12 protein-coding genes, 1 tRNA gene and 1 riboswitch are annotated in these 18870 nt (G+C 67.7%); of the genes, 6 read left to right on the forward strand and 7 right to left on the reverse strand.

Features of this window, described 5'->3' with window-relative positions; genetic code table 11:
• Nucleotides 1-66: 66 nt before the first annotated feature.
• Both OMP39_RS06475 and OMP39_RS06480 read right to left on the reverse strand, forming a co-directional pair.
• Nucleotides 67-690, reverse strand: coding sequence for a response regulator transcription factor (locus OMP39_RS06475; protein WP_264894104.1), 624 nt, complete (start codon nucleotides 688-690; stop codon nucleotides 67-69).
• Between the two features lie 9 nt (nucleotides 691-699).
• A complete protein-coding gene (locus tag OMP39_RS06480; protein ID WP_264894105.1) occupies nucleotides 700-3237 on the reverse strand; it encodes a PAS domain S-box protein in 2538 nt (845 codons plus the stop codon).
• Between the two features lie 151 nt (nucleotides 3238-3388).
• Between OMP39_RS06480 and aceE the strand changes: the two genes are divergently transcribed.
• Genes aceE through lpdA form a run of 3 tightly spaced genes read left to right on the forward strand, consistent with a single transcriptional unit; the run spans nucleotide 3389 to nucleotide 9362 of the window.
• On the forward strand, nucleotides 3389-6106 hold the full coding sequence (aceE, locus tag OMP39_RS06485) for a pyruvate dehydrogenase (acetyl-transferring), homodimeric type (RefSeq protein WP_264894108.1): 2718 nt from the start codon (nucleotides 3389-3391) through the stop codon (nucleotides 6104-6106).
• A gap of 51 nt (nucleotides 6107-6157) precedes the next feature.
• The gene (gene aceF / locus OMP39_RS06490; RefSeq protein WP_425340666.1) at nucleotides 6158-7531 is read left to right on the forward strand and encodes a dihydrolipoyllysine-residue acetyltransferase; all 1374 of its coding nucleotides are present in this window, start codon (nucleotides 6158-6160) and stop codon (nucleotides 7529-7531) included.
• Nucleotides 7532-7544: 13 nt separating this feature from the next.
• Nucleotides 7545-9362 carry a dihydrolipoyl dehydrogenase gene (lpdA, locus tag OMP39_RS06495; protein WP_264894112.1) on the forward strand — a complete coding sequence of 606 codons (1818 nt, stop codon included), beginning with the start codon at nucleotides 7545-7547 and terminating at the stop codon, nucleotides 9360-9362.
• A gap of 80 nt (nucleotides 9363-9442) precedes the next feature.
• On the opposite strand, the gene OMP39_RS06500 is transcribed toward lpdA, so the two are convergent.
• Nucleotides 9443-11614: a sodium-translocating pyrophosphatase gene (locus tag OMP39_RS06500; protein ID WP_264894113.1), complete on the reverse strand. Its 2172-nt coding sequence runs from the start codon at nucleotides 11612-11614 to the stop codon at nucleotides 9443-9445.
• Nucleotides 11615-11861: 247 nt separating this feature from the next.
• Here OMP39_RS06500 and ppa point away from each other — a divergent pair, with 247 nt between their 5' ends.
• On the forward strand, nucleotides 11862-12404 hold the full coding sequence (gene ppa / locus OMP39_RS06505; protein ID WP_264894115.1) for an inorganic diphosphatase: 543 nt from the start codon (nucleotides 11862-11864) through the stop codon (nucleotides 12402-12404).
• Nucleotides 12405-12535: 131 nt separating this feature from the next.
• Nucleotides 12536-13159, forward strand: a complete 624-nt coding sequence (locus tag OMP39_RS06510; RefSeq protein ID WP_264894116.1) for a methyltransferase domain-containing protein — start codon at nucleotides 12536-12538, stop codon at nucleotides 13157-13159.
• A gap of 311 nt (nucleotides 13160-13470) precedes the next feature.
• Here OMP39_RS06510 and OMP39_RS06515 read toward each other — a convergent pair whose 3' ends face one another.
• Nucleotides 13471-13878 (reverse strand): hypothetical protein, encoded by a 408-nt coding sequence (locus OMP39_RS06515; protein WP_264894119.1) that lies wholly within the window; start codon nucleotides 13876-13878, stop codon nucleotides 13471-13473.
• A 168-nt stretch (nucleotides 13879-14046) separates the two neighbouring features.
• On the opposite strand from OMP39_RS06515, the gene OMP39_RS06520 reads away from it, so the two are divergent.
• On the forward strand, nucleotides 14047-14970 hold the full coding sequence (locus OMP39_RS06520; protein ID WP_264894121.1) for an SOS response-associated peptidase: 924 nt from the start codon (nucleotides 14047-14049) through the stop codon (nucleotides 14968-14970).
• Nucleotides 14971-15209: 239 nt separating this feature from the next.
• Here OMP39_RS06520 and OMP39_RS06525 read toward each other — a convergent pair.
• The 3 genes from OMP39_RS06525 to OMP39_RS06535 form a co-directional block, all read right to left on the reverse strand.
• Nucleotides 15210-15285, reverse strand: a tRNA-Asn gene (locus OMP39_RS06525).
• A 36-nt stretch (nucleotides 15286-15321) separates the two neighbouring features.
• Complete coding sequence (locus OMP39_RS06530) at nucleotides 15322-17547, reverse strand: TonB-dependent siderophore receptor (RefSeq protein WP_264894122.1); 2226 nt, start codon at nucleotides 17545-17547, stop codon at nucleotides 15322-15324.
• A riboswitch (TPP riboswitch) is annotated at nucleotides 17547-17647 on the reverse strand. (Overlaps the previous gene by 1 nt.)
• A gap of 122 nt (nucleotides 17648-17769) precedes the next feature.
• A complete protein-coding gene (locus OMP39_RS06535; RefSeq protein WP_264894123.1) occupies nucleotides 17770-18858 on the reverse strand; it encodes an NAD(P)/FAD-dependent oxidoreductase in 1089 nt (362 codons plus the stop codon).
• Between the last annotated feature and the right edge of the window lie 12 nt (nucleotides 18859-18870).

The following is an 18870-nucleotide window of genomic DNA, read 5'->3' on the forward strand; positions in this document are numbered from 1 at the left end:
GATCAGAGGTCAGAAACGAAAAAGGCCGCTTGGTTTCGCAAGCGGCCTCGCGGATCGTGAATTCGTTCAGTTCTTGCCCTGAGCGCCCAGGGCAATCTTGAGCAGATCAGCGACCGTGTTGGCGTTGAGCTTCTCCATGATGTTGGCGCGGTGCGCCTCCACCGTCTTGATGCTGATGCCCAGGTCGTCGGCGATCTGTTTGTTCAGCCGGCCGGCGACGATGCGGTCGAGCACCTGCGCCTCGCGGGTGGTCAGCCGAGAAAGCAGGGCATCGCGGCTGGCGGCTTCCTGCTGCTGGGCGAACTGCTGACGCGCCACGTCCAGCATCCGCTCGACCAGCGCCACCAGTTCGTCTTCCTTGAAGGGCTTCTCGATGAAGTCCATCGCGCCCTTCTTCATCGTGCTCACGGCCATCGGCACGTCGCCGTGGCCGGTGATGAAGACGATGGGCAGCGGCGACTTGCGCTCGAGCAGCCGGTCCTGCAGCTCCAGGCCGCTCATGCCGTCCATGCGGATGTCGGCGATCAGGCAGGCGACCTCCCGGGGATCGAAGCGCGACAGGAAGGACTCGGCCGAGTCGAAGCACTTGACACGGTAGTCTTTGCCTTCGAGCAACCATTGCAGCGAATCGCGCACGGCCTCGTCGTCATCGACCACGTACACGGTGCCTTTTTTCGGGATCAAGCTCATAGGCGCAGTTCAATGAGTTGCAGAGGCGGTTTCCACCGGCAAGGTGAATGAGAAGCGGCAGCCGACGACCGTCGAACCATTGTATAAGTTCTCGGCACGAATCCGGCCCCGGTGCGACTCGACGATCGAGCGGCACAGGCTCAGGCCGATGCCCAGGCCGTCGGACTTGGTCGAGAAGAAGGCCTCGTACATCCGGCCCAGCACTTCCTCCTTCAGGCCGGGGCCGCTGTCGGTCACGCTGAACTCGATCACGCCGCCTTCTTCCGGCGTGTGCTTGGGCACGACGCGCAGCTCGATGTTGCGGCGCGACGGCGGCAACCGGGCGTTGTCGATGGCCTCTGCGGCGTTCTTGAGCAGGTTGAGCAGCACCTGCTCGATGAGGATGGGGTCGACCATCAGGGTCGGCAGACGCTGCGCCACATAGGTGTGGATCGCCACGTTGCGCCGGCGCAGCTCGATCATCGCCAGCTCCACCGCGTCCTCGACGATCTCCCGGGCCTGCGCGGGCTGCCGTTGGGGCTCGCTCTTCTTCACGAAGGTGCGGATGCGGTGAATGATCTGCCCGGCGCGCTGCGCCTGCTTGGCGGTCTTCTCGAGGGCGGCGAGCAGGTCGTCGGTGTCCATCGCGCCGGCCTTGACCCGCGAGATGATGCCGTTGCAGTAGTTGGAAATGGCGGTGAGCGGTTGGTTCAGCTCGTGCGCCACGGACGAGGCCATCTCGCCCATCGTGACCAGACGGCTGGTGACCTGGGCCTTCTCCGCCTGCTGGGCCGCCTGTTCCTCGGCTCGCCGGCGGGCGGTCACGTCGGTGGCGATGAGCATCTGCGCCAGGCGCCCGTCGGTCCATTGCAGGTAGCGGGCTCGCACGTCGAACCACTTGTCCAGCGACTCGACGTACACCTCGCGCGGGTCGGTGCCGGCCTCGGTGAGTTCCTGCGCCGGCAGCCCGCCGAGGTGGTCCACCGCATCGTCCTCGTCGGGCAGGGGCAGATCCACCTCGCCGGGGTGGCCGCTGGCCAGATGCGTGTGTCCGCGCGCGTCCGCGCCGAACCACACCCGGTACGAGCGGTTGGCGAACAGCAGTTCGCCCTCCTGGACGGAGACCACCGACACCGCGGCGTCCAGCCCCTCCAAGACCGTGGTGAACCGCTCGTGCGCGGCGGAGAGCTGGTCGCGGATGCGCTTGGCCTCGGTGATGTTCGTCATCGAGGTCATCCAGCCCGTCTGGTTGCCTTTGGCGTCGATCAGCGGCGAGACGTACATCCGCGCGTCGAAGCGGGTGCCGTCTTTGCGCATGACCTTCACCTCGATCCCTCCCGGCGGGCTGCGGCCCTGGAGCTCCTGTTCCAGCAGGCGGCGGTTTTCCTCCATGCGCTCCGGCGGCCAATGCGGATAGGGCGGCAGCTTGCCGATGAGCTCCGACTCGGAGAACCCGGTCATCGAGCAATAGGCGGCGTTCACGTACGTGATGCGGCCTTCCATGTCCATCGCGCGCATGCCGGTGAGCATGGAGTTCTCCATCGCGCGGCGGAAGTTGGTCTCGGCGATGAGCGCGCTTTGGACCTGCAGCCGGCGTCGCATGTGACGCCACGTGCCGAGCAGCATCCAGACGGTGAGGCCGGACAGCGCCACCACCATCCAGAACAGCGTGTTGCCGATCAGCCCGACGGAGGTGCGGTAGCCCAGCCCGCGCAGGATCAGCCCGTTGCCCACGGGCGCCACCGGGATGTCGTGCGAGATGGACGGCCGCTCGTGCGCCCCGGGACCCTGCGCGATGGTGCTCGCCAGCACGCGGTCGTTGGCGTCCAGGAGCATCACGCCATGCCGGTTCACCACCTCGCTCGGCACGAAGTAGCGCAGCAAGGCCTCGACGGAATACTCGGCGACCAGTGTGCCGACGAACGCGCTGCGATCGATCAGCGGCACCTGCACCTGGAAGACATGCAGGCCTTGCGGGGTGGTGTAGGGGCGCGAATACACCGGCTGGCGCAGGTCACGGGCCGCCTCGAAGGCCCACTCGGGCTCGCTCTTGGTCACGCTCTTGGTGCCCGAGGCCGGCCGCGGTTGCGGCTCCACGCCCGGTTCGTACCGGCTGCCGTTGAAGCTGTAGCTGGGCGAGGTGTAACTGACGATGGGTTTGCGAGCGGAGGTGAGCCACACCATGCTCACGACCTCGGGCCGTTCACGGGCGAAGGTGGTGGCCTGCCCGAGGAATTCGTCCTGGTCCACCGCGCGGGTGGTGATCTCCCGGGCGATGCGCACCAGTTGCTCCTGGTTTTCGATCAGCCGCAGGCGTATCTGTTGCTGAGAGACCTCGGTATCGCGCTTGACCGCCTCACGCTCGCGTTCGATCTCCTCGGTGCGCAGGTACCAGAAGGCCGCGATGATCGCCGCCAGGAACAGCAGCACCGACACCAGCGGCCCGAGCGTGGCATAGCGGTCCTGCCGAGCGGGCGACTGCCGGCGCCACCAACTGCCGAACAGCCGCCGCGGTCGGCGGGGAAGCTCGTGCGTGCTGGGGCGAAATTCTTTTGGAATCGCGGACATAGGCGGATTATCGAACGCGACGCCATCCCTTCAGGGCCGTATGTCAGTTCGCATTATGAAATGAAGTCGCATTATTTGAAAACATGAGGGGCCTTGTGCGACACTACTCGTGTTGCCCCGGCTCCGCCGAACCACACGCACGAGGAGACCCATGTCTGCATTGCCCGAATCCTTCCTGGGCCCGGCTGCCAACGACCCGGACCGCCAGGAAACCCGCGAGTGGGTGGACGCCTTGTCCGCCGTGATCGAAACCGAAGGGCCGGAACGCGCGCATTTCCTGCTGGAGCAGTTGCTCGAGCACGCCCGTCAGAACAGCATCGACATGCCGTTCTCGGCGACCACCGGCTACGTCAACACCATCGAGCCGGACGAGGAGGAGCGCTGCCCGGGCAACCTCGAGATCGAGGAGCGCCTGCGCGCCTACATGCGCTGGAACGCGATGGCGATGGTGGTGCGGGCCAACCGGTTGAACCCGCCCGATGGCGGCGACCTGGGCGGACACATCTCGTCGTTCGCCTCGCTCGCCACGATGCTCGGCTGCGGCTTCAACCATTTCTGGCATGCCGAGCACGAGGGTCACGGCGGCGACCTGCTCTACATCCAGGGGCATTCGTCGCCCGGCATCTATGCCCGCGCCTACCTGGAAGGGCGGCTGACCGAGGAGCAACTGCTCAACTTCCGCCAGGAAGTGGATGGCAAGGGGCTGTCCAGCTACCCGCACCCGAAGTTGATGCCCGAGTTCTGGCAGTTCCCGACCGTCTCGATGGGCCTGGGGCCCATCATGGGGATCTACCAGGCACGGTTCCTCAAGTACCTGCATGCCCGCGGGATCGCCGACACCAGCAACCGCAAGGTGTGGGTCTTCTGCGGCGACGGCGAGATGGACGAGCCCGAGTCGCTGGGAGCCATCGGCCTGGCTGCCCGCGAGAAGCTCGACAACCTGATCTTCGTCGTCAACTGCAACTTGCAGCGCCTGGACGGGCCGGTGCGCGGCAACGGCAAGATCATCCAGGAGCTGGAGGGCGAGTTCCGCGGCGCGGGCTGGAACGTCATCAAGCTGCTGTGGGGCAGCTACTGGGACCCGCTGCTGGCACGTGACAAGGAAGGCATCCTCAAGCAGGTGATGATGGAGACCGTGGACGGTGACTACCAGGCCTTCCGCGCGAACGACGGTGCCTTCGTGCGCAAGCACTTCTTCGGCCGCCATCCCAAGCTCCTGGAGATGGTGTCCAAGATGAGCGATGAGGACATCTGGCGCTTGAACCGCGGCGGCCACGACCCGCAGAAGGTCTACGCGGCCTATCACCGCGCCGTCAACCACAAGGGCCAGCCCACCGTGCTCCTGATCAAGACGGTCAAGGGCTTCGGCATGGGCAAGAGCGGCGAGGGCAAGAACACCGCCCACCAGACCAAGAAGCTCACCGACGACGACATCCGCGCCTTCCGGGATCGCTTCAACATCCCCATTCCCGACGAGCAGCTCAAGGACGGCAACATCCCCTTCTACAAGCCGGCCGACGACACGCCGGAGATGAAGTACCTGCAGGAGCGCCGCAAGGCCCTGGGCGGCTACCTGCCGAAACGTCGCCCGAAGGCCGACGAGCAGTTGCCCGTGCCCGAGCTGTCGGCCTTCCAGGCGGTGCTGGAACCCACGGCCGAAGGACGCGAGATCTCCACGACGCAGGCCTATGTGCGGTTTCTCACCACGCTGCTGCGCGACAAGACGCTGGGACCCCGCGTGGTGCCCATCCTGGTGGACGAGGCGCGCACTTTCGGCATGGAGGGGCTGTTCCGCCAGATCGGCATCTACAACCCGGAAGGGCAGAAGTACACCCCGGTCGACAAGGACCAGGTGATGTACTACCGCGAGGACAAGGCCGGCCAGATCCTGCAGGAAGGCATCAACGAGGCGGGCGGCATGTGCTCGTGGATCGCCGCGGCGACGTCGTACTCCACGAACAACCGCATCATGATCCCGTTCTACGTGTACTACTCGATGTTCGGCTTCCAGCGCATCGGGGACCTCGCGTGGGCGGCGGGCGACATGCAGGCGCGCGGGTTCCTGCTGGGCGGCACCTCGGGGCGCACCACGCTGAACGGGGAGGGTCTGCAGCACCAGGACGGGCACAGCCACATCCTGGCGGGCACCATCCCCAACTGCGTGTCGTACGACCCGACCTTCGCGCACGAGGTGGCGGTGATCATGCACCACGGCTTGAAGCGCATGGTCGAGCGCCAGGACAACGTGTTCTTCTACATCACGTTGCTCAACGAGAACTACGCGCACCCGGGCCTGAGGCCCGGCACCGAAGAGCAGATCATCAAGGGCATGTACCTGCTGCAGGAGGCGCAGCCGGCCCAGGGGCAGCTGCTGGTCAACCTGCTGGGCTCCGGCTCCATCCTGCGCGAGTCGATGTTCGCCAAGGAGCTGCTCGAGAAGGAGTGGGGCATTGCGGCCAACGTCTGGAGCTGCCCGAGCTTCAACGAGCTGGCGCGCGAGGGCCAGGACTGCGAGCGCTGGAACCTCCTGCATCCGGGCGAGGCCCCACGCGTGCCGTTCGTCACGCAGCAACTCCAGCCGCATGACGGCCCGGTCATCGCTTCCACCGACTACATGAAGAACTACTCGGAGCAGATCCGGGCGTTCATCCCCAAGGGCCATGTCTACAAGGTCCTGGGCACCGACGGTTTCGGTCGCAGCGACTTCCGCTACAAGCTGCGCGAGCACTTCGAGGTCAACCGGCACTACATCGTGGTGGCGGCCTTGAAGGCGTTGGCCGAGGAAGGCAAGCTGCCGCTGGCCAAGGTGGCCGAGGCGATCGACAAGTACGGCATCAAGACCGAGAAGATCAACCCGCTCTACGCGTGAGCGAGCTTGGCGGGGCGCCGCCAACGCGGCGCCCGCCGGGAGACAACAAGCATGGCATTGGTGGAAGTGCAGGTTCCCGACATCGGGGACTTCAAGGACGTGGCCGTCATCGAGGTGCTGGTCCAACCCGGAGACACGGTGAAGGCCGAGCAAAGCCTCATCACCGTGGAGTCCGACAAGGCGTCGATGGAGATTCCATCGTCGCACGCGGGCGTGATCAAGGAACTCAAGGTGAAGGTCGGCGACAAGGTCAGCCAGGGCTCGGCCATTGCCGTGCTCGAGGCGGCGCAGGGGGTTGCCGCCCCGCCGCCCGCAGGCGAGGCGCGACCGGCCCCCGCATCGCAGCCGGCCGCAGCACCCCCATCGGCCGCCGCCGCCGCACCCGAGCCGGCGCCCGCCGCGCACGCCGGGGCAGAACTGGCCAGCCAGCCGGTCGAGCGCATCCCACCGACCGCGGCCTTGCCACCCCATGAGCCGGCGGCGCCCAAGGGTCGGCTGCCGCACGCCTCGCCGAGCGTGCGCAAGTTGGCGCGCGAGCTGGGTGTGCCGCTGGAGGAGGTGCAAGGCACCGGGCCCAAGGGGCGCATCACGCAGGAGGACGTGCAGGGCTTCGTCAAGAAGGTGATGGCGGGCGAGGTGCAGACCCAGGCGCAGAAGGCCAAGGCCCCGGCGCAGGCGGGCGGCGGGGCGCTGCCGGGTCTGCTGCCTTGGCCCCAGGTGGACTTCGCCAAGTTCGGGCCGATCGAGCGCAAGGATCTGTCGCGCATCAAGAAGATCTCGGGCGCGAACCTGCACCGCAACTGGGTGATGATCCCGCACGTCACCAACCACGAGGACGCGGACATCACCGAGCTGGAGGCCTTCCGCGTCCAGCTCAACAAGGAGAACGAGAAATCCGGCGTCAAGGTGACGATGCTGGCCTTCCTGATCAAGGCGTGCGTGGCGGCGCTGAAGAAGTTCCCCGAGTTCAATGCGTCGTTGGACGGCGAGCAGCTCGTGCTCAAGCAGTACTACCACATCGGCTTCGCGGCCGACACGCCGAACGGCCTGGTGGTGCCGGTGATCAAAGACGCCGACAAGAAGGGCGTGCTGCAGATCGCCAAGGAAACCGCAGAGCTCGCGGCCAAGGCGCGCGAGGGCAAACTCAGCCCGGCCGACATGTCCGGCGGCTGCTTCTCGATCTCGTCGCTGGGCGGCATCGGCGGCACCTACTTCACGCCGATCATCAATGCGCCCGAGGTGGCCATCCTCGGCGTGTGCAAGTCGGCGATGAAGCCGGTGTGGGACGGCACGCAGTTCGTGCCGCGGCTCATGCTGCCCCTGTCGCTCAGCTGGGACCACCGGGTGATCGATGGGGCGTCAGCCGCCCGGTTCAACGCCTATCTGGCGAGCGTGCTGGCGGACTTCCGCCGCGTGATGCTGTAAGGAGGAGCGCGGCGTGTCCACGATCGAAATCAAAGTGCCGGACATCGGCGACTTCAAGGATGTGGCGGTCATCGAGGTGCTGGTGCAGCCGGGCGACCGCGTCAAGGCCGAGCAGAGCCTGATCACCGTCGAGTCCGACAAGGCGTCGATGGAGATCCCGTCTTCGCACGCGGGGGTCGTCAAGGAACTCAAGCTCAAGGTCGGCGACAAGGTCAGCGAGGGATCGACCATCCTGCTCTTGCAAGCCGAAGGCGCGGCGGCCTCGGCGGCTGCAGCCGCGCAAGCAGCTCCTGCTGCGGCTCCCGCCGCGGCCGCAGCGCCCGCTGCGGCGGCGCCTCAGGCCGCGGCTGCCTCGCCTGCCGCGTCCACCGGGCCCGCGGCGTCCTACTCGGCAGGCGCGGACTTCGAATGCGACATGCTCGTGCTCGGCGGCGGCCCCGGCGGGTATTCGGCCGCTTTCCGCGCCGCGGACCTGGGGATGAAGGTGGTGCTGGTCGAGCGCTACCCGACGCTCGGCGGCGTGTGCCTCAACGTCGGCTGCATCCCGTCCAAGGCGCTGCTGCACGTGGCGGCCGTGATGGACGAGGTCAAGCACTTCGCGGACTTGGGCGTGAGCTTCGGTGCTCCGACGGTGGACCTGGACAAGCTGCGCGCCCACAAAGCCAAGGTGGTGGGCAAGCTCACCGGGGGCCTTGCCGCGATGGCCAAGATGCGCAAGGTGACGGTCGTGCGCGGCTACGGCAGCTTCCTCGACCCGCACCACGTGCAGGTCGAAGAGACGGCGGGCCCGGGCCAGGACAAGACCGGCAAGAAGCAGGTCGTCCGCTTCAGGCAGGCCATCATCGCGGCCGGCTCGCAGGCGGTGAGGCTCCCGTTCCTGCCCGATGACGAGCGCGTCGTCGATTCCACCGGGGCGCTGGAGCTGCCACAGGTCCCCAAGCGCATGCTCATCGTCGGCGGCGGCATCATCGGGCTGGAGATGGGCACGGTGTACTCCACGCTCGGTGCCCGCCTGGACGTGGTCGAGATGCTCGACGGCCTGATGCAAGGGGCCGACCGCGATCTGGTCAAGGTGTGGCAGAAGATGAACGCCGCGCGCTTCGACCACATCATGCTCAAGACCAAGACGGTGGGCGCCGAAGCGACGAAGGACGGCATCCTGGTCCGGTTCGAAGGCGAGGGCGCGCCGAAGGAGCCTCAGCTCTACGACCTGGTGCTGCAGGCGGTGGGCCGCGCGCCCAATGGCAAGAAGATCGGCGCCGACCAGGCCGGGGTGGCGGTGACGGAGCGGGGCTTCATCCCGGTGGATGTGCAGATGCGCACCAACGTGCCGCACATCTTCGCCATCGGCGACATCGTCGGCCAGCCGATGCTGGCGCACAAGGCGGTGCACGAGGCTCATGTGGCGGCCGAGGCGGCGGCGGGGGAGAAGGTCGCCTTCGATGCACGCGTGATCCCGAGCGTGGCCTACACCGATCCCGAGGTGGCCTGGGTGGGCCTGACCGAGGACCAGGCCAAGGCCGAGGGCCGCAAGGTGAAGAAGGGGCTGTTCCCCTGGAGCGCCTCGGGCCGCGCGATCGCCAACGGGCGTGACGAAGGGTTCACCAAGCTGCTGTTCGACGAAGAGACGCACCGCATCGTCGGTGGCGGCATCGTGGGCACGCACGCCGGCGACATGATCGGCGAGATCGCGCTGGCCATCGAGATGGGGGCCGACGAGATCGACATCGGCAAGACGATCCACCCGCACCCGACGCTCGGCGAGAGCATCGGCATGGCGGCCGAGGTCGCCCACGGCACCTGCACCGACGTGCCGCCCCCGCGTCGCTGAACGGCCCCCCGCGCTCAGCGAACCAAGAAAAAACGCCCGCAGGCCGCGGGCGTTTCTTCAAGGGCAGACGCAGCCGGCGCTCAACGCGCTGCCGGCGTGACCGCGGCGGGCCCGGCGAGCGACGCCGGGCCTTTCGCGACCTGCACCTGCGCGGGCGGGGTGGCGGGCGCCTCGGCCCGCTGCGTGGGCATGCCGGCCGGCAGCAGCGGCACGATCAAGAGCGCCACGATGTTGATGATCTTGATGAGCGGGTTCACGGCGGGGCCGGCAGTGTCCTTGTAGGGGTCGCCCACCGTGTCGCCCGTCACGGCGGCTTTGTGGGCGTCGCTACCCTTGCCGCCGTGGTGGCCTTCTTCGATGAACTTCTTGGCGTTGTCCCACGCGCCGCCGCCGGTGCACATCGAGATGGCGACGAACAGGCCCGTCACGATGGTGCCCATCAACAGGCCCCCCAGTGCCGCCGGGCCGAGGAACATGCCGACCAGGATGGGCACCACCACCGGCAGCAGCGAGGGCACGATCATCTCCTTGATCGCGGCGGCGGTGAGCATGTCCACCGCGGTGCCGTACTCCGGCTTGCCTGTACCTTCCATGATGCCCGGGATGGTCTTGAACTGGCGTCGCACCTCCTCGACCACGCTGCCTGCCGCCCGGCCCACGGCTTCCATCGCCATGGCGCCGAAAAGGTAGGGGATCAGGCCGCCGATGAACAGGCCCACGATGACCATGTGGTTGGACAAGTCGAAGCTCGTGGCGAGGTCGCGCGCTTCGAGCGCATGGGTGTAGTCGGCGAAGAGCACCAGCGCCGCGAGGCCCGCCGAGCCGATGGCATAGCCCTTGGTCACGGCCTTGGTGGTGTTGCCCACCGCGTCCAGCGGATCGGTGATGTCGCGCACCGAGGCGGGCAGCTCGGCCATCTCCGCAATGCCGCCGGCGTTGTCGGTGATGGGGCCGTACGCATCGAGTGCGACGATGATGCCCGCCAGGCTCAGCATCGAGGTGGCCGCCACGGCGATGCCGTAGAGGCCGCCGAGCAGGTACGACACGATGATCGCGGCGCAGACGAAGATCACCGGCCAGGCGGTGGACTTCATGCTCACGGCCAGACCCGCGATGATGTTGGTGCCGTGGCCGGTCGTCGAGGCTTGTGCGACGTGCTTGACGGGCGAGTAGTCGGTGCCGGTGTAGTACTCGGTGATCCACACCATGAGGGCGGTGAGTGCCAAGCCCACCACGGCCGCGCCGAACAGCCGCATCTGCGTGCCCGAGGCGTAGATCGCGTCGTCCGGCACCACCCACTTGGTGATGAAGTAGAAGCCGATCAGCGCGATGACCCCCGCGACGATGAGGCCCCGGTAGAGCGCCGGCATCACGTTCCGCATGCCCGGTGAGGCCTTCACCGCAAAGCAGCCGAGGATGGAGGCGATGATCGAGAAGCCGCCGAGCGCCAGCGGGTAGACGCTGGCCGCGAAGGGCGCCGCGGTCACCGTGAGCGCACCCAGCACCATCGTCGCGATCAAGGTCACGGCATACGTCTCGAACAAGTCGGCCGCCATGCCGGCGCAGTCGCCGACGTTGTCGCCCACGTTGTCGGCGATGACCGCCGGGTTGCGCGGGTCATCCTCGGGGATGCCCGCCTCCACCTTGCCGACGAGGTCGGCGCCCACGTCCGCCCCCTTGGTGAAGATGCCGCCACCCAGCCGCGCGAAGATGGAGATCAGCGAGGCACCGAACGCCAGGCCCATCAGGGGCTTGAGCAAGGTCGCCAGCGAGGTGGTGGGCGTCATCTGGCCATTGGTCGTGAGGAACCAGAAGAAGATGCCGACGCCCAGGAGGCCCAGGCCCACCACCAAGAGCCCGGTGATGGCGCCGCCGCGGAAGGCGACGGCCAGCGCCTCACCGATGCCGCGCGTGGCGGCCTGTGCAGTGCGCACGTTGGCGCGCACCGAGACGTTCATGCCGATGAAGCCGCAGGCTCCCGAAAGCACCGCGCCCACGACGAAGGCCACGGCCGTCGTCAAGTCGATGAAGATGCCGATCAGGATGGCGAGCACGACGCCCGCGATCGCGATGGTGCGGTACTGCCTCGCCAAGTACGCAGCCGCGCCCTGCTGGACGGCCGCGGCGATTTCCTGCATCCGGGCATTGCCCGGGTCCTGCCTGAGGATCCAGCTTCGCGAGACGAAGCCATAGAGCACCGCGGCAACGCCGCAAGCCAGCGCAAAGTAGAGCGCCGAAAAAGCCGTCGACATGAAGTGGTCTCCTTCCTCTCGATCATCCGCGTGGTTGTCGTTCACGCCGCGTGTCTGACGCCGCGGTCGCACCCCCCGGCACGCAGCCAGGGGCAAAACCCATGCTACGGGAAGCGCTATAGGGCCGCAATCGCGGCGCCCCTGTGTTTACGCGCAGTTGCGGCGGCCCCACGACGGCAGCCCGTCAGGGCGCCGCAAGGCCAGCCGGTACACTGCGGGTTTTCCCTCGCATTGCCATCAACACATCATGAGCCTGCACAACGTCACTCCCGGCGCCAAGGCGCCCGAGCAGTTCAACGTGATCATCGAGATCCCGATGAATGCGGATCCGATCAAGTACGAGGTGGACGAGGAAACGGGCGCGCTGTTCGTCGACCGCTTCATGGGCACTGCCATGCACTACCCGTGCAACTACGGCTACATCCCCCAGACGATCGCCGACGACGGCGATCCGGTGGACGTGCTCGTGATCACGCCGTTCCCGCTCATCCCCGGCGTGGTGGTGACGTGCCGGCCCATCGGCATTCTCAAGATGGAAGACGAGGCAGGCGGCGACAGCAAGCTGCTGGCCGTGCCGATCGACAAGATCCTGCCGATCTACACGCATTGGCAGAAGCCCGAAGACATGAACCAGCTGCGCCTCCAGCAGATCCAGCACTTCTTCGAGCATTACAAGGACCTGGAGCCCGGCAAGTGGGTCAAGGTCAAGGGCTGGGAAGGCCCCGAGGCCGCCAAGGAGGAAGTGCGCAACGGCATCGCCAGCTTCCTGAAGGCGCGGCAAAAGGGCTGAGTGCTCTTTCCGGGCGCCGCCGTGCGGGGCCGGACTTGCGGCGCGCGGCCGCCTGCCGTAGGGTGCGCGCCGTGGAGTCCGCACTTCTCAGGAAAGGACGAGCGGTGGCGCGATGGGCATGGATGCGACGAGTGGCGCTGCAGACCGTGCGGCGCGCCCTCGGGCAGCAGGTGCGCATCGACACCCCGGACAGGCGCCTGCTCGAAGACGTCATCCTCCCTCACTACGGCGCACGCGAGGACGTGCGCTGTGTTCTTTTCGTCGGCACGCATTGGTACACGGCGCACTACCCGCAGTACTTCCCGGCGGCCCGCTTCCTCACGCTCGACATCGATCCCCGGCAGGCGCGGCATGGGTCCCCTGGCGGGCACCTCGTCGCATCGGTCACCGAGGTGGACCGGCACCTGCCCGCGCGCTGCGTGGACCTCGTCGTGCTCAATGGCGTCTTCGGCTGGGGCCTCGATCGGCGCGAGGACGCGGAGCAGGCGCTCCACGCGATCCACGCTGTACTGCGCGATGACGGAGAACTGGTCGTCGGATGGAACGACGTGCCCTCGCGTCGGCCGTTTCCGTTCGGGGAACTGCGCGCCTTGAGCGGGTACGAGAAGGTGGTGTTTGCGCCCCTGGGCCGCGCCGTGGTGCTCAGCGGCGGCGACAACGCGCACCGATTCGAGTTCTATCGCAAGGCGGGCACACTCATGCCCGCGCCGATCCTGCCTGGCGCCCAAGGACGGGCGCCGCCGCGCGGCGCTTGACGCCCTGCCCAACCCGCGCCGGCAGACCGGGCTGCGCCCTCGCAGCGCGGCATCTGTCGTCGAGCGGCGGGTGCAACGCCTCGTCAGCCGCCCCCGATGCCGCGCGTGACGCGTCCTGTGCCGTTGCAGGTGGTGCAGGGCCGGCCGTCGAGCCGGCCACTGCCGCCGCAGTCGGGGCACACCGACTCGCCGGTACCGGGGCTGCCCGGCGGCGCCTCGTCGCCCGGAGAAGGGCGCGGATCGGAAGGTGAGGGATCGGGTGAGGGCGAGGACGGGGTCATGGTCTCATGCTCCAGGTGGACGAGCGGGCTTCACGGACTGTGCGGCGGGCGAGTGCGGGCGGACGGCCTGTGCGCCCGGGAATCGAGCGCAAGGCCCGAGCGTGCCAGCACGTCGCTCGCGCCGTGCCGTCGCAGCAACTCCTCGACGCGGCCCTTCGCCGTCTCGTCTTCCAGCGTCACCGCGAGCAACCGGTTGCCCCGCTCGATCGCCGCACGATAGAGGGCCTCCATCTCGCTTTGTGCGCCTTCCTCTCCAGTGAGCGAGAGGAACATGTCCTGGACGGTGTCCCGGATCGAGCCGTCGCTCTTGAAATCCGAGGCCTCGCCCTCGGGCTCCAGCGTCTGTGCCCCCAGTCCCGAGCCGGCCAGCGCTGCTCGCGCTGCGCGGGCGTCCTCGGCCCGCTCGAAGACGGCGATCAGTGTGAGCTTGGGCGTCATGGGAGGGTCTCCTTTCGAGTGCGCGGTGCTGCGACGAAGGCGAGCATCTGGCGTGCCGGGGCGCGATACCGGCGCGGGGGTAGGGCATGGCACGAGCGGAGAGCTTCGCGGGCCGCGCACCTCGCCCTTCGCTTCCCGGCGTATGCGGCTCGGCGCTACATTGGGCTCATGTGCTACAGCGCCCAGATCAAAGCGGAGTACCAACGCTACGTGCGCGCATATGGGGCCGACATCGACCTCCACGAGTACTACGACTTGTATTGGAGGCGGCGCCAGGGAGCGAAGCTGAAGATCCCCAGGGGCGTGGATCTGTCGTTCTCGGCGCCGCAGACGGACGAGGAGCGCCGGATCAAGGCATTGATCGACGAGACCGATGCCGAACAGGCGTGGCAGTGGCAGCAGGAGCTCGCGCGGCAGAAGCAGCGGCTGGCCAGGGCCGAGGCGGCCCTGGCCGCCAAGCCGACCAAGAAGGCCCAGGACGAGGCCCGGATCGCGGCCAACAAGATCGCCCAGTTGCGGGGCTGGCTCGAGGACCTGCAACGCACCGAGCCGCAGGCCAAGGATTCACGCATCTTCCCCGGCCACTATGCGCCGGTGATGGTCTCGGAGCACGGGCGCCGCGTGGTGCGCCTGATGCGCTACCAGTGCCGCCCGCCCGGCAAGCCGGCCCACTACGACGAACGCTTCCCCGGCACCTACAACGCCCGCAGGGACAACCTGGAAGGTTCGTTCTGGCGCGATCTCTTCGGCCGCAACCACGGCGTCATCTTGATCTCGTCGTTCTACGAGAACGTCCAACGTGCGGGTGAGAAAGCGGTGGTCGAGTTCAAGCCTCGACCCGAGCACGACCTGCTGGTCGCCTGCCTCTGGTCGCGCTGGGAAGGCGAGGGCGAGGTCTTGTATTCCTTCGCGGCGATCACCGACGACCCCCCGGCCGAGGTGGCTGCCGCCGGGCACGACCGATGTCTCGTGCCGATCAAGCCGGAGCACCTGGACGCGTGGCTCAACCCCGACCCTTCGAACCTGCAAGCGCTCTATGCGATCCTCGACGACCGCGACCGCCCGTACTACGAACACCGACTCGCGGCCTGAACGGATTCGCAAGCCGCGCATCCGGAAGGAAGTCGAAAGGAGAGAGCGGCGAGAAGCCACCGGACACTGGCAGCGAGGGTGGCACCAACGAAGCAAAGCCGAAGGCTGAATGCAGCGCGGCGTAGCGGGGAGGGGAAGCGGGAGGTGAAACGGGAGGAGGTGGCACCAGAAGAGGCACCCAGCGCAAAGGAAAAGGCCCCAGCGTCGGCTGCTTCCAACGCTGGGGCTTTTGCTGTTTTTGGCTCCCCGACCTGGGCTCGAACCAGGGACCTGCGGATTAACAGTCCGTCGCTCTACCGACTGAGCTATCGGGGAACAGAGCCTCGCATTATAGAACGAGTTTTTGCGGCTTTACAAGTCTGCTTGCAGCGCGACGCGGAAGGTGCGCGGCGCGAGCGGGTAGAGGTACACATGGCCGAACTGATACGGCGACTCGCGCCAGGCGCGTTTGTCGGTCAGGTTCTCCACGCCGGCGCGCCAGGTGAGCACCGTGCCGCTCCTGCGCTGCTGCCAGGTCAGACCGAGGTCGTAGCGGGTCCAGGAGGGAATGCGCACGCTGTTGTCGGGCAGCACCATGCGATCGCCCTCGTGCACCAGGGTCGCGCCGATTCGCAGCCCTTCGACGCTCGGCACGCGGTAGTCGGCCGTCGCTTTGAAGGCGTGACGCGGCACGTTGACCGGTCGCTTGCCATCGAGCGACGGGTCGGCGCTGTCTTCGCGGCGTGCATGCAGCCACATCGCGCTCGCGCCCCAGGTCCAGGGCCCCTGTCGCAGTTGGGCGCCGAGCTCCACCCCTCGATGGCGTGCGTGGCCGTCGAAGCGGCGGGTGCAGCTGTCGCCGGGAGTGTCGTCGTCGCAGACGGTGCCCACATCCGAGGTGGCCGGGCGGCGGATGTCGAAGTAGGCCACGTCCCACGTCAGCCCTTCGAAGGCGTGCGACTTGTAGCCCAGCTCCCACTGACGGCTCTTGAGGGGCCCGAGCGCCTGCCCGCGGTTGGTGTAGCGAGCCCGGTTCGGCACGACGTCGGACTCGGCCCCTTCCCCCCAGCTGGCGTAAAGGAGCCGCCCGGGCGCCACCTCATGCCCCAGCGCCAGCCACGGCGTCGTGAACGACTGGGTGTAGTCGGTGGCGCGCGGATCTCCGCTCGTGCGCACGCTCTCGCGGGCCAGCCGTGTGTGCCGCAGGCCCGCCCACAGCTGCCACCCCGGCGCCAGCTGCGCCGCGTCGCGCACGTAGTACTCGACGCTGCGCTCGGTGCGGTTCGTGTTGGCATCGAAGAAGGGCGTGGACGGCTGGGGAACCTGGGTGTTTCCATCGACGGTGCCGACGCCGGCCCAGGTGTTGAGCCCGTCCTGGAAGCGGGCCTTGTAGCGCGTGAGCAGTACCCCGGCCGTCAGGCGGTGACGCATGCCGCCCCACAGCACCTGCCCGTCCGCATGAAGGTCGAACGCCTGCGTGCGGCGCCGTTCGTTGTCGCTGACGTACTCGTAGTAGTCGAAGCTGCCGTCGGCGCAGTAGCGGTCATACTGGTTGACCGCGCTGCATCCGAAGGGGTAGGCCAGGCGGTCGTCCGTGTCCAGGCGCTGCGTCCCATAGTGCGCCGTCACGCTCCAGTCGGCCGACAGCTCTTGGCGCAGCCGCACAGAGGCGGTGAGGGCGTCCATCACCACCGGCTGGGTCCAGCTCTGGTTGTTGAGGTTGATGCGCGGGTTTACCGGCTCGGGCAGGCGGTCGCCGAGCAGGCTGAAGCCCGGCTGGCTGGGTTGACTGCGACGGCTCGACTCGATCTCGGCTTCCAGCAGGGTGCCCGGGGCGATGCGCCAGTCGCCCGCCACCGCCAGCAGCCGGCGGTGGCCGGTATCGCTGCGCAGCGGCGCGTCGAGGTGCTCGTAGGCGGCATTGACGCGCAGCCCGAAGCGGTCGTCGGTGCCGAAGCGATCCCCGACGTCCACCGCGACGCCGACCGTGGCCTTGCTGCGCCAGCCCAACTCCACGGTGCGCGTCCGTCCCTCAGGGCGCTTGACCACATGGTTCACGAGGCCGCCCGGCGCGCTCGTGCCGGCCTGGATGCCACTCGTGCCCTTCAGGATCTCGATGGCCGACTTGTTGTCCAGCGGGATGGAGGTTTCCGCGTTGATGGGCAGGCCGTCGCGCCGGTAGTTGAACCGGTTGTCGAGCACGAAGCCGCGCACGGTGAGGAAGTCCCAGTAGCCCTGGGAGTTGTAGGCGTCGCTGATGCTGGCGTCCAGGCCCACCACGTCGGCCAGGCGGGTGGCGCCGCGGTCCTTGAGATCGTCCAGCGTCCATGCCTGCGCCTGGAGCGGGGTCCGCGCCAGCGGCTCTTGCCCGAAGCCGGTGACGCTGGCGGGTGGCCGCTCCTGGCCTTTGACGGTGATCGCGGGCAGGGCCGTCTGGTCCGTCTGCGCGGCCGCCCAGCCGCACCACAGCAGGCACGCAGCCGCGATGGGGGAGCGACGCCGAACGAAATGCGAACGACGGGAGGAAGAAGGGTGGATGTGCGCCATCTGCAGTCCTAGGTGGCGCAGGTGGCGGCTTTCGAGAGGGCGTGGATGCACGCCGCTTTCGGTCGCTTCCCTGCGCGAGGATTACCTCAATCAGGTTCGAAGGGACTCTCTCAGTCGGAGCGGCCACGCTCCAACACCCCTAGCGAATGAACGCGGCGTCGCCTGGGCGGGGCCGCGTTCAGAATGTGGATTATCGCCCCAACGAGACCGTTGCGGTGCGTCCTGCTGCGTTTGCGGTGGCCGCAAAGGCTGGCCGGCGCCGCGCGCGCCGGCTCACTCGTCGTCGAAGGAGGGCGGCTCGACGCCCAGCGCCTTGTGGAGCTTGGGGCTCGTGGTCGTGTATTGCAGATGGACCGGCTTGTCCGGGAACACGTAGCGGGCCGCGCCGAAAGCGGCGAGCGCGGCCTCGTGAAAGCCGCAGAGGATGAGCTTCTTCTTGCCCGGGTAGGTGTTGATGTCGCCCACGGCAAAGACGCCCGGCTCGCTGGTCTCGAACTTCTCGGTGTCGACGACCAGCTGCTTGCGCTCGATCGCGAGCCCCCATTGCGCGATCGGGCCCAGCTTGGGGCTCAGGCCGTAGAAGACGAGCAAGGCCTCTGCCGGCACCACCCTCGTCAAGCCGTCCGGGGAGGTGACCTTGACACCCGCCATGCGCTCGCCCGCCGTTTCCAGCCCGCTGATCTGGCCCACGAGGAACTGCATCTGCATGGCATCGCACAGCTCGCGCATGCGGGCGACGGACGCCGGTGCGGCCCGGAAGCCGTCGCGCCGATGCACCAGCACGACGCTGGCGGCACGATGAGCGCCTTCCTGGGCGAAGTGGATGGCCCAGTCGAGGGCGGAATCGCCGCCGCCGGCGATGACGAGGTGCTTGCCGGCAAAGTCCTGCGGGCGGCGCACCCGGTAGAAGATCTGCCGATCCTCCAGCGTGTCGGCCCCTTGCAGATGCAGCTTGCGCGGCTGGAAGGCGCCGACGCCGGCCGCGATGAAGACGGTCTTGGCAACGAACCGCGTCCCCAGCGAGGTGCCGATGTCGAATCGCCCGTCTTCGCGGCGGGCGAGCGCGGTCACTTCTTGACCCAGGTGGAAGGTGGGCGCGAACGGCCGGATCTGCTCCAACAGCCGCTCGGTCAGCTCGCGCCCCGTGCACATCGGCACGCCGGGAATGTCGTAGATCGGCTTGTCGGGGTAGAGCTCGATGCACTGACCGCCCGGCTCGGTCAGCGCATCGACCACGTGGGCCTCGATGTCGAGCAGCCCCAGCTCGAAGACCTGGAACAGACCCACGGGGCCTGCACCGACGATCAATGCGTCCGTCTCGATCGCAGCAAGGGCGGATTCGGGGGCGGCCGGGCGGGTCATGGACGAGGGCGG

It is taken from the genome of Schlegelella aquatica (assembly GCF_026013905.1).
Classification (GTDB): domain Bacteria; phylum Pseudomonadota; class Gammaproteobacteria; order Burkholderiales; family Burkholderiaceae_C; genus Caldimonas; species Caldimonas aquatica.

Bases quoted from the DNA above. Each gene is read 5' to 3' on its own strand.
- OMP39_RS06500 (WP_264894113.1), bottom strand. From the start codon at position 11,614: ATGTCGACGGCTTTTTCGGCGCTCTACTTTGCGCTGGCTTGCGGCGTT.
- aceE (WP_264894108.1), top strand. From the start codon at position 3,389: ATGTCTGCATTGCCCGAATCCTTCCTGGGCCCGGCTGCCAACGACCCG.
- OMP39_RS06520 (WP_264894121.1), top strand. From the start codon at position 14,047: ATGTGCTACAGCGCCCAGATCAAAGCGGAGTACCAACGCTACGTGCGC.
- OMP39_RS06535 (WP_264894123.1), bottom strand. From the start codon at position 18,858: ATGACCCGCCCGGCCGCCCCCGAATCCGCCCTTGCTGCGATCGAGACG.
- OMP39_RS06475 (WP_264894104.1), bottom strand. From the start codon at position 690: ATGAGCTTGATCCCGAAAAAAGGCACCGTGTACGTGGTCGATGACGAC.
- ppa (WP_264894115.1), top strand. From the start codon at position 11,862: ATGAGCCTGCACAACGTCACTCCCGGCGCCAAGGCGCCCGAGCAGTTC.
- aceF (WP_425340666.1), top strand. From the start codon at position 6,158: ATGGCATTGGTGGAAGTGCAGGTTCCCGACATCGGGGACTTCAAGGAC.
- OMP39_RS06480 (WP_264894105.1), bottom strand. From the start codon at position 3,237: ATGTCCGCGATTCCAAAAGAATTTCGCCCCAGCACGCACGAGCTTCCC.
- OMP39_RS06515 (WP_264894119.1), bottom strand. From the start codon at position 13,878: ATGACGCCCAAGCTCACACTGATCGCCGTCTTCGAGCGGGCCGAGGAC.